This is a genomic window from Massilibacteroides sp., from assembly GCF_028705895.1.
In the GTDB taxonomy this organism is placed as follows: Bacteria; Bacteroidota; Bacteroidia; order Bacteroidales; family Tannerellaceae; genus Massilibacteroides.
Genome location: NZ_JAQWCQ010000103.1, coordinates 1 through 4,932, shown reverse-complemented (window position 1 = coordinate 4,932; position 4,932 = coordinate 1). Strand labels below are relative to the sequence as shown.

7 protein-coding genes are annotated in these 4,932 nt (G+C 39.5%); 5 read left to right on the top strand and 2 right to left on the bottom strand.

Features of this window, described 5'->3' with window-relative positions; translation table 11 throughout:
* Window positions 1-138: 138 nt before the first annotated feature.
* Together PHT93_RS15030 and PHT93_RS15025 are read right to left on the bottom strand one after the other, a co-directional pair.
* The gene (locus tag PHT93_RS15030; RefSeq protein WP_300244578.1) at window positions 139-1,128 is read right to left on the bottom strand and encodes a hypothetical protein; all 990 of its coding nucleotides are present in this window, start codon (window positions 1,126-1,128) and stop codon (window positions 139-141) included.
* Between the two features lie 41 nt (window positions 1,129-1,169).
* A complete protein-coding gene (locus PHT93_RS15025) occupies window positions 1,170-1,859 on the bottom strand; it encodes a S24 family peptidase (protein WP_300244576.1) in 690 nt (229 codons plus the stop codon).
* A 91-nt stretch (window positions 1,860-1,950) separates the two neighbouring features.
* On the opposite strand from PHT93_RS15025, the gene PHT93_RS15020 reads away from it, so the two are divergent.
* The 5 genes from PHT93_RS15020 to PHT93_RS15000 form a co-directional block, all read left to right on the top strand.
* Window positions 1,951-2,151 (top strand): hypothetical protein, encoded by a 201-nt coding sequence (locus tag PHT93_RS15020; protein WP_300244574.1) that lies wholly within the window; start codon window positions 1,951-1,953, stop codon window positions 2,149-2,151.
* On the top strand, window positions 2,148-2,747 hold the full coding sequence (locus tag PHT93_RS15015) for a bifunctional adenosylcobinamide kinase/adenosylcobinamide-phosphate guanylyltransferase (protein WP_300244571.1): 600 nt from the start codon (window positions 2,148-2,150) through the stop codon (window positions 2,745-2,747). The genes PHT93_RS15020 and PHT93_RS15015 overlap by 4 nt, the downstream gene beginning before the upstream one ends.
* Window positions 2,744-2,971 carry a hypothetical protein gene (locus PHT93_RS15010; protein ID WP_300244569.1) on the top strand — a complete coding sequence of 76 codons (228 nt, stop codon included), beginning with the start codon at window positions 2,744-2,746 and terminating at the stop codon, window positions 2,969-2,971. The genes PHT93_RS15015 and PHT93_RS15010 overlap by 4 nt, the downstream gene beginning before the upstream one ends.
* Entirely contained in the window at window positions 2,958-3,362 is a 405-nt protein-coding gene (locus PHT93_RS15005) for a hypothetical protein (RefSeq protein WP_300244567.1), read from the top strand. The genes PHT93_RS15010 and PHT93_RS15005 overlap by 14 nt, the downstream gene beginning before the upstream one ends.
* A 135-nt stretch (window positions 3,363-3,497) precedes the next feature.
* A partial coding sequence (locus tag PHT93_RS15000; protein ID WP_300244565.1) for a transposase family protein occupies window positions 3,498-4,932 on the top strand: 1,435 nt, incomplete at its 3' end.

Here is a 4,932-nt window from a genome sequence, read left to right as displayed (position 1 = left end):
TGTTTTTCATAATGGCGTAGTCTCTTTCTTTGCTCTTTATTTCTCTTGGATTGATAGCGCAATCTGTCTCCTGTAGCTCTTCTTGAGCTTCGCTGATACCTGTGGCGATTTGTATCAGGGTTTCTTTTATGAAATCTTTTAGTTCCATTTTATTTTATGATCTTTTCCAAAAGAGATAATAACTCCAGTTTCTGGGTCAATTTCGTAAGCGTATTGATTTCTGATGATATTTTCATAATGAGATTGACCGGAAATAGGGTCATCAGTAATAGTTATTCTTTCAATTTCAGGATATGTGTAGTATAGCTTTCCTGATAAAGTAATCCATTTTGCTTCTCCGTATGTTATGTTGGGTTGATATTGTAGATCACCTTTTCTTTCAAGATCGTCATAGTCGATTACAAATTTTAGATTATAATTTTTAACATCAATAAAACGATAGCCATAAGAATTAAGAATAGCCATTTCTTCACTTATGAATGTTCTATACTGGGTAAAATGGGATTCAGTTTCTTTACAATCTCGACTCCAGACTATACTACCATCGTTGTTTAAGAAATATAATTTTAATCCAACTCCTTCACTATTCGTTTCTGCGAATAAAACTCCAAATGTGTTCTGTATTCCGATAAATGCAGTATTGTTTGAGCTTCTGTTTATTGTTTTTTCCTCTTTCCCATCTTTGTTTATAACACATAAAAAGGTTTTCTCACTATATAAAGAGTTATAGGATGATATATTGTTGTTTATTATTGATGTTTTGTTCTCTTGTGAGATTGAAACAAATATAAAATTGTCAAACACTTCAAATCTACAAGGGAAGCTACAATACTCAGGAGAGCCTGTGTTAGGATATGAATATGATAATACAAGATTTCCTTTTTTGTCAAATTTTGCAAACCATGCAGCGTTGGATTTTATTGCGCCAACATATATAGCTGTATCTGTGTTCTCTATAAATTTTACATATGTTACATCTTCTGTGTACATCGGATTTATTCCTATATCAACAAGTCTATTTTTTGCCACATTAGCAATGTCTTTTCTAAGTCCGTTGATATATTCATCGTTTTCTGAACATCCAGCCAGAATAAAAATAGATAGGAATAATGCAAAAGCCCTTTTCATAATTTATTAATATTTAAGTGTTTTCTGTTTGTATTGTTGTTCTATCTGAATGAGTGTTTTCGGATGCTTAGTTTGACCAATGCCATTGCGTTAATGGCTGTTATTGGTATATCTTGTGGAGCGTGGTGTGGGTTTTGACTAACTAAGGTTATATATCCTTTTTGTTCTGATTTGTTGATGAATTTGACTGTGATGTATTCATCTCCGTCTATATTGAATGATATAATATAGATTTCTCCAAATATTATGAAACTGAAATTGTGTACTTCTTTGTATGCGATTATATCGCCAGATTTCAGTAGGGGGTACATGCTATCTCCATTTACGTATATGGCGCCATCGCAATTCGGTATATCTGGAATAGAGATTTTCCCCAAAATATTTTGATCTGGGTTATTAAAGAGGGTCTTGAGGTTTGCTGCCGCCGTCACATTATATAGTATAATCTCTTGATTGTCTCTCTTTTCCGTGTAATTAGGTGTATGAAGTATTTGTATGCCCTCGTTTGTCTCTGGTTGTGAAATACCAGTAAGTAGCCAATTTAAATCAACTTCAGGATATGCGGCGATAAATTTCGCCAACACATCTTCTGTAATACCAGATTTTGCCTCCAAAGTCCCACGTGAAACCCCTATTTGGCTGTAAAAAGTGCGCTTGCTAATCCCTAAGGACTCAGCAAAACTTAAAATTCTTTGCTTTATTGGCGAAATCTTTTGTTCTTTTTCTTGCATAATGGCGAAAACTATTGTAATATTGCATCCGGTTACGAATATATAACCAGGCAGTAAAGTTAGAAAAAAACATATTAAAAAAAGATTTGGCATGAAAAAAGAAAAGTTACCTAAGATTTTGATTGACACGGAAATTAGAAAAGAACTAATCAGGGAGTTCGGAGTTACAGACACATGGGTTGGACTTGCAGTTAATGGACATAGGGATACTGATCTGGTAAGGCGCATTCGTAAACGTGCCTTGGATTTGGGCGGCAGCATTAAGGGAGTTGAAAAAATTAAAATGCTATGAGAACCTGGAGTCCTGCTTCCATTTCGGAGCGTAATATTGAAACCTACCCTTTTACGGGCGAATGGGAACGGATATTCGGCAATCCGGATATCCGCTTCTCAACACTGATAAGGGGTGAGGCGAAAAGCGGTAAATCAACATTTTGTGCTAAGATGGCGCAGTATGTAAGTCAGTTCGGGCGCGTTCTGTATGTGACAGCAGAGGAACGCATAAACTCTAAAACGTTGCAGGATAGAATTTCCCGTTGCGGTGTGACTTCTGAAAATGTACGCTTCGCTCATGTTCGTGATTTGAACGAGATCGAAAAAATCATTCAAAATGGCGGTTTTCGGTTCGTGTTTGTTGACTCTGTACAGCACGTAAAGATGAATGTAGATCAATGGACGAATCTGAAAATCAAATTTCGCCGACGCAAACTTTCCTGGCACCTTGTCATGCAGATGGGTGAAAATATCACGAAGTATAAGCACGAAGTGGATGTGTTGGTCAATGTTTCTGCCGGGGTGGCTTCTATTTCAGGGCGTTATAACCAAGCTACGGCCGTGCGTGTGTTTGACGACAATCAACCTAGTTTATTTAATCAATCTACGATATGAAGGTACTGATACTGCTTGTTACCGGCCCGTTCATGGCTATATTTTTATTAGCCGGAATACAAACTATTGAATGGAATTTAGACAATGGTACGCCTGTACCTTTCTTGGCCTATGCACTCCTTATCGTAGTGATGGTTTGGGGTGTTTTTGCCGCAACTGCGAAGAAGAGTGAACTTGAAAAATTTGACAAAATCACAAAAAGAGAAAACGATGAAAAAGAATAACAATATATATAAGCGGTTAATTTTCGCTTCTATTGTTTGCGGCTATGATAAAAGAGAGGCTGTGGAAAAAGGTCTCAGTCTGTTCAGAAACACACACGAATATAACACGTTGACAGATTGCTGTTCCGGAATAGAAACAATGATGCTTTCAGAAAAGGTATTTTTTGTTCGTGTCTATGATGTATATTTTATCGATCAGCTTGGTTTTTTGAATCGCTTCCGCCACTTGGTGCGCAAACTCTGTACAACACTTTACCCTAATTTCCGCAAACATATCCGTTTCGGTGTAGTGAAAGCTCACGGATGTAATCAAGAGTCTTTTTTTGTGAATGGGACACTTCATACCCCGGATAATAGGCTTGATCTCATCAATTATCCTTTTAAGTTGTAATTCGGGGTGAACTATATAATGTAATTCCGGATCGATAAACATGATGTTTTTTTACTACAAATCTAAGAAAAATTCCTGATGGGCAAACGCTCCGGTTCGAGTCCGGAGCAGGAGCAAAAAAAGAATATTTAAACGATGTTTAAACAGGGTGACATAATCATACGGAAGTTTCAGGAGTCGGTGACGGTCTGGGTGTCGGAGAGTTTTATCTGCGACCGGATTTCGACTGATATGGCTGAATACCTACGGATAAGAGGCCGACTGGCTTATCGAAAGTCCGTACCTCCTTGTCATCAATCTAAAGACATTCTCCCGGACACAGGCAAGGCGTGGCGTTATGCACGCATAAATGGTAAGTGGTACTATGATTACGATCGCATACCGGATCGTCGGGACACGCGGTACCGTAGTCGGCTGGGTAGTCGCGAAGAGTTATTGGCGGCCGTGGACGCATTGGCGGACGAAAGCCGTTCCGCAACCGAACGGGAACTGAAAGAACAGGTGGAACAGTATGTTTTGTCCCGGATGGATAATGCAGATTTGAATTTTTACCGATACTACGAAGTTAACGGCGTATGCAAGTTTAATACCGATAAGGCTAAACAGTTAGCTGAAGCCTTAACCTGGCTAAAAACTATTCGTGAGGTTGTTTCTGAAAAGCGTTATAAAACATGGGAGATTAAGACACAATCCGATTTTTACGGTTTGTGCGCTTCCATCCTACACAAAAAGCAATTATACAACTTCACAATCACTACCGCCGGATCATTACGTAAGAAATTACACTATTTCCCGGCTGATCCGGACGAACAGTATATGTATCTAATCTCTTCGCGCTTAGGCAACGATAACGCTCGCAAGATAGGGAAATACAAGCTGGTGGACACGGAAACGGGCGAAATCAAGCGTTTCGATATCCACGAGGCGTTGATCCTTAAATTGTGGATGAACTTCGGAGGATCGCAAAAAGAGACAAAGATTGCGCTTTGGGAAAAATACGAAAAGGATATTGAGTATCTGGGCGAATCAGCACTTAGTTATTCTACCTTCTGCCATTATACGAATATGTACGACACACGCCTGAAGACTTATGCCGAGCGGCATGGGTGGAACGCGTTCAAATCTGCCTTCTTGACGTATATCCCATCTGAAAAATTGCGCTACGGCAATTCGCTTTGGTGTGCGGATGGTTCCGGAACGTTGGCTTATTCTTATATGGATCGACAGGGCACGCTCCGCGCTATGCGTCTGTACGTAATCCTTGTAACGGACGTAGCTACGGGCAAAATCGTTGGCTGGCATCCGGCACCGGTCGGACAGCACAAGGAAAGTCCGGAAATGGTACGACAGGCTATGTTGATGGCTTTGCGATCTTGTGATAAGCGTGAAGTTATGGAATTTGTGAGTGATAATCACGGAGCATTTACCGGTGGAGAATCAAAAGATTTTTTGAATTCTGTCTGTCGGAAAGTTCGTACGATAGAACCGGGTAACTCTCAGGCGAACTATGCTGAAACTCAATTCCGACTCTTCAAAAAAACAATTCGCTCGGAGTTTAACTGGTTGGGAT

Coding starts and splice junctions, on each gene's coding strand:
- PHT93_RS15030 (WP_300244578.1), bottom strand. CDS start 1,128: ATGAAAAGGGCTTTTGCATTATTCCTATCTATTTTTATTCTGGCTGGA.
- PHT93_RS15025 (WP_300244576.1), bottom strand. CDS start 1,859: ATGCAAGAAAAAGAACAAAAGATTTCGCCAATAAAGCAAAGAATTTTA.
- PHT93_RS15020 (WP_300244574.1), top strand. CDS start 1,951: ATGAAAAAAGAAAAGTTACCTAAGATTTTGATTGACACGGAAATTAGA.
- PHT93_RS15015 (WP_300244571.1), top strand. CDS start 2,148: ATGAGAACCTGGAGTCCTGCTTCCATTTCGGAGCGTAATATTGAAACC.
- PHT93_RS15010 (WP_300244569.1), top strand. CDS start 2,744: ATGAAGGTACTGATACTGCTTGTTACCGGCCCGTTCATGGCTATATTT.
- PHT93_RS15005 (WP_300244567.1), top strand. CDS start 2,958: ATGAAAAAGAATAACAATATATATAAGCGGTTAATTTTCGCTTCTATT.